The organism is Streptomyces sp. NPDC005070 (assembly GCF_053600395.1).
The window spans coordinates 1-4,311 of sequence record NZ_JBSFZS010000282.1 but is presented as its reverse complement, the minus strand read 5'-3'; the positions used below and the strand labels follow the sequence as shown (position 1 = coordinate 4,311).

Below are 4,311 nucleotides of genomic sequence, written 5' to 3'. Positions count from 1 at the left end.
GCGCCCCCCGACCTCGTGTTGCCCCACGCCCCCGCAGGCCGAAGATGGTGGGGGCGGCGGAGAGGAGTCCCCGGCGTGGAACCGGACGCGCAGGCAGACGGACGAGGGGGCCGCGCGCGGGGGCCGGCCGAGGGGGCCGATCCGCGGCGCTGGCGCGCCCTGTGGGTCACCCTGACGGCCGGGTTCATGAGCCTGCTCGACGTCACCATCGTCGCCGTCGCCCTGCCCTCCATGCAGCGCGCCCTGCACGCCTCCGCCCCGTCGATCCAGTGGGTCGTCTCCGGCTACGCCCTCACCTTCGCCCTGGTTCTCGTGACGGCCGGACGGCTGGGCGACGCGATCGGCCGACGGCGGATCTTCCTCCTGGCCCTGGCCGCCTTCGTCCTGTGCAGTGCCGCGGCCGGCGCCGCGCCGACGATCACCCTCCTCGTCGTCGCGCGACTCGCCCAGGGCGTGGCCGCCGGGTGCCTGGCGCCGCAGAACTCCGCCCTCATCCAGCAGATGTTCCGGGGAGCCGAGCGGGGGCGGGCGTTCGGGCTCTTCGGCGCGACCGTCGGCATCTCCAGCGCGGTGGGCCCCGTCATCGGCGGCCTGATCCTGATGCTCGCCGGCGGGCCCCAGGGCTGGCGCTGGATCTTCTACGTGAACGTGCCGGTGGGCGCCGTCGCCTTCCTGCTGGGCCTGCGGCTGCTGCCCAAGGTCGCTCCGCGCCGCCGGGAACGGCTCGATCTGCGAGGCGTCCTGCTGCTCGGCAGCGGGGTGCTCGCGCTGATGCTTCCCCTGATCCTGGCCGAGTCCGGCGGCGTACGAAGGCTGTGGTGGCTCTTCCTGGCGGGGCTGGGCCTTCTCGCGGTGTTCGCCTGGTGGGAGCGGCGGCTGACGGCGGCCGACGGGCAGCCGCTCCTGGATCCGCGCCTGGTGACGAGCACGCGAGGCTATGCCGCCGGAGCGGCCATCGCCGCCCTGTACTTCGTGGGGTTCAGCGGGGTGTGGCTGGTGTTCGCGCTGTACTTCCAGAACGGCCAGGGCTTCTCCCCGCTGCGCTCGGGGCTCGCGGTGACACCCTTCGCCATCGGTTCCGCCGCGGCGGCCGTGGTGGCCGGACGGCTCGTCGAGCGGCTGGGCCGGCTGCTGACCGTCTGCGGCCTCACCGCCGTCGCCCTGGGTCTCGGCGGTGCCGTGCTGATCCTGCGCCTCGCTCCCGGGGACCATGCCGTGTGGTACGCGGCGCCGGCCCTCCTCCTCGGCGGGCTGGGCAGCGGATGCGTCATCTCGCCGAACGTCACGATGACGCTCCGGGATGTGCCGGTGCGGATGGCGGGCGCGGCCGGCGGCGCCTTGCAGACGGCCCAGCGGCTGGGCGGCGCCGTCGGTACGGCGGCGCTGCCGGGACTCTTCTACATGGTGCTCGGCACGGGACGGCACGACTTCCGCTCGGCCCTGGTGATCGCCGTCGGCTCCGGGATCGTGGGTATCCTGTGCGCCCTCGCCCTGGCGGTTCACGACTGGCTGCGCGACCACGGGCCCCGGTCGCCGGGCAGCCCTTCCGAGACGCCGCACGAACACACCCACGTGAGTCACCCCTGAGACGCGCACGGCGGAAACCGGCCGTGTGGAAGCCCGGGACGTCGGCCCTGTTCACAGCCACCGCACAGCGGCCGAAAAGGTGTGACGGGCGGATGAACTCGCAGTAGGTAATGGCCAGTTCAAGCCGAAGTCTTGTCCGCTCCATGACAAGGTCATCAGATGGATGTCACTCTGCTGTCGACCATGCACGCTTCGTACACGCACCAGTGACCTCATTCCCTCCGGCTCATCCCCTCCACATCGCCCCCTTCCAGCGCATCCGCACCCCGACGATTCACGCGCCGCCGACTCCGCGAGCGCCTTCGTGCGGCAGTCGCTGCGGCGTCGCTTCCCGCCCGGCTCTCCACGGACCGGCCGTACCCGACGGCCGGGCCGCCCGGGCCACCCCCCTCGCAGATGGAGATGACCTTGAACCGGCAACCCCCTTCCGCCCCTCGGTGCAGACGCGCCGCCGTCCTCGCCCTCACCGCCGCGAGCTCGTTACTGGCGCTCGCCGTCGGGCCGGCTCCGGCGTCCGCGGCCTCCGCCGATCCCGTGCCTGCCAAGGCCGGTGCCCGGATCGCCGCCGAACCCCGGTCCGGTGCCCGCCAGGTCCCGCTGTCGCCCGCCCGGCGTGCCGCGCTGGTCAAGAGCGCGGGAGCGGCGGCGAGCGCCACCGCCGAGCGCCTCGGCCTCGGTGCCCGCGAGAAACTCGTCGTCAAGGACGTAGCCCAGGACGGCGACGGTACGACCCATACGCGCTACGAGCGCACCTACGCGGGACTGCCGGTGCTCGGCGGTGACCTGGTCGTGCACCTGAAGAGCGGCCGGAGCACCGTGTCCGAGGCGAGCCGGGCCGCCGTCGCCGTGCCGAGCGTCAGGCCGAGGATTCCCGCCGGCGTCGCCGCGGCGAAGGCCCTCGCGCTGAGCCGGAAGGCGGCCGTCACGCGATCGCGTGCCGACGGAGCGCCCCGGCTCGTCGTCTGGGCCGCGGGCACCCGCCCGGTCCTCGCCTGGGAAGCGGTGGTCGACGGCGTCCAGCGCGACGGCACGCCGAGTGAACTGCACGTCATCACCGACGCGTCCAACGGCAAGGTCGCCTCCCGGTACGAGGCTGTCGAGACGGGCACGGGGACGGGCCAGTACGTGGGCGCGGTGCCGCTCTCCACCACCCCGTCCGGGTCGTCGTACCAACTGGTCGACGGCGACCGCGCCGGCCATCGCACCTACGACCTCAACCAGGGGACCTCGGGCACCGGAACCCTGTTCACGGACGACAACGATGTCTGGGGCAGCGGAGCCCAGAGCGACCGGCAGACCGCGGGTGTCGACGTCGCCTACGGAGCGGCGGCGACCTGGGACTACTACAAGCAGGTCTTCGGCCGCAACGGGATCCGCAACGACGGGGTCGCCGCCTACAGTCGGGCCCACTACGGCAACAACTACGTCAACGCCTTCTGGCAGGACAGTTGCTTCTGCATGACCTACGGCGACGGCGCGAGCAACACGCACCCCCTGACCGCCCTCGACGTCGCCGCCCACGAGATGAGCCACGGCGTGACCGCGGCCACCGCGGGCCTCACCTACGCGGGAGAGTCCGGCGGTCTCAACGAGGCGACGTCGGACATCTTCGCCGCGGCCGTGGAGTTCCACGAGAACCTCGCGGCCGACGTGCCCGACTACCTGGTCGGCGAGAAGATCGACATCCGCGGCACCGGCGCGCCGCTGCGCTACATGGACAAGCCCTCCAAGGACGGTTCCTCCCGCGACTACTGGGACTCCTCGCTGGGCGGAATCGACGTCCACTACTCCTCGGGGCCGGCGAACCACTTCTTCTATCTGCTCTCCGAGGGGAGCGGCGCGAAGACCGTCAACGGAGTGTCGTACGACAGCCCGACCCATGACGGTCTGCCCGTGACCGGCATCGGCATCGAGAACGCCGCCGGGATCTGGTACCGCGCGCTGACGACCTACATGACGTCCTCGACCGACTATGCCGGTGCCAGGACCGCCACGCTGCGGGCCGCGGGCGACCTCTACGGGGCCTACAGCCCCACGTATCTCGCCGTCGCCGACGCCTGGGCGGCCATCAACGTCGGCGACCGTATCGCCCTCGGGGTCAACATCGCCCCCGTCACCGACCAGACGTCCGGGGTCGGCCAGGAGGTCTCCCTCCAGGTGGACGCCTACACCACCAACACCGGCGCGAGCCTGACCTACACGGCCACCGGGCTGCCCGAGGGCCTGTCCATCGGTGACACCGGACTGATCTCCGGGACCCCCGTCACGCCGGGGACCAGCGACACGACGGTCACGGTGACCGACAGCACGGGCGCGGCCGTGTCGGTGGCCTTCCACTGGCGGATCGCGTACGTCTACGCCAACAGCACACGCGTGGACATTCCCGACGTGGGTCCCGCGGTCGAGTCGCCCATCACGATCACGGGCCGGCCGGGCAACGCCTCGGCGACCACCGAGGTCTACGTCAACATCGTCCACACCTACCGCGGTGATCTGACGGTCGATCTGGTCGGCCCCGACGGAACCGTGTACTCCCTGCTGAACCGCAGCGGGGGCTCGGCCGACAACGTGGACCAGACGTTCACGGTGGACGCCTCCGCGCAGCCGGTCGACGGCACCTGGAAGCTGCGCGCCGACGTTTCCGGGGCGGGCGGTGCCGTGGCCGTCCGGGCCGACGACGATCAGCGACTCGTCGACGCTGCCGTGGTAGCTGTAGCTGTTCAC

The 4,311-nt window shown here is 72.1% G+C and carries 2 protein-coding genes; both read left to right on the top strand.

Going from position 1 to position 4,311, the window contains the following annotated elements; all coding sequences use genetic code 11:
* The first annotated feature begins 75 nt into the window (after positions 1 to 75).
* Positions 76 to 1,587, top strand: coding sequence for an MFS transporter (locus ACWEBX_RS37625; protein ID WP_451889230.1), 1,512 nt, complete (start codon positions 76 to 78; stop codon positions 1,585 to 1,587).
* A gap of 408 nt (positions 1,588 to 1,995) precedes the next feature.
* The coding region (locus ACWEBX_RS37620; RefSeq protein ID WP_451889229.1) for a M4 family metallopeptidase at positions 1,996 to 4,311 on the top strand (2,316 nt) is incomplete at its 3' end.